Origin of the sequence: Falsiroseomonas oryzae (assembly GCF_027856955.1) — a bacterium.
GTDB classification, from domain to species: Bacteria; Pseudomonadota; Alphaproteobacteria; order Acetobacterales; family Acetobacteraceae; genus Falsiroseomonas; species Falsiroseomonas oryzae.
Map to the genome: position 1 here is coordinate 1 of NZ_JAPSMD010000995.1, position 593 is coordinate 593.

At 77.2% G+C, this 593-nt stretch carries 1 protein-coding gene; it reads left to right on the top strand.

Translation table 11 applies throughout. From position 1 onward, the window contains the following. Positions 1-39: 39 nt before the first annotated feature. A partial coding sequence (locus OZN99_RS33145) for an AsmA family protein (protein WP_270939409.1) occupies positions 40-593 on the top strand: 554 nt, incomplete at its 3' end.

Consider the following 593-nt stretch of genomic DNA (forward strand, 5'->3'; position numbering starts at 1 on the left):
GGTGCTGGCACTGTTCGCGACGATGCGCGCGGCCGTGCCGTGACGCGGCGCTGGCTGCCGCGGCTGCTTGGCCTGGCTGTCGTGCTGGCGCTGGCGGCGGTGGGCGGCACCGCCGCGCTGCTGGCCGCGCTGGAGCGCGGCAGCTTCACGTCGCGCATCGAGGCCGCGCTGGAACGCGCCAGCGGGCGTGCCGTCACCATCGGCAAGGTGTCGCTGCGCCCCTCCCTCTCGCCCATGGTCAGTGTGACGGGCGCGACCATCGGCGACGTGGCCGACAGCGCGGCGCCGCGTGTCGCGCGCGTCGGGCGGCTGGACGTCGCCTTCGCCTGGCTGCCGCTGCTGTCCGGCCGGGTCGAGATCCGCGAGGTGACGCTATCCGACACCAACATCGATCTCGCCCAGGGCCTGCCCTTCGGCCTCGGCGGCGCGGCCGGGGACCCACGCGGCGGCCGCGCGCCGCGGCTGGCGGTGGAGACGCTGCGCATCGAGCGCGCCCGCATCACGCTGCCCGGCACGCCGCGCGTCCTGGCGCTGGATCAGGCCGAGATCGCGATCAGGCCGGGCGGCGCCGGGCTGGCACTGCGCGCGGCCGG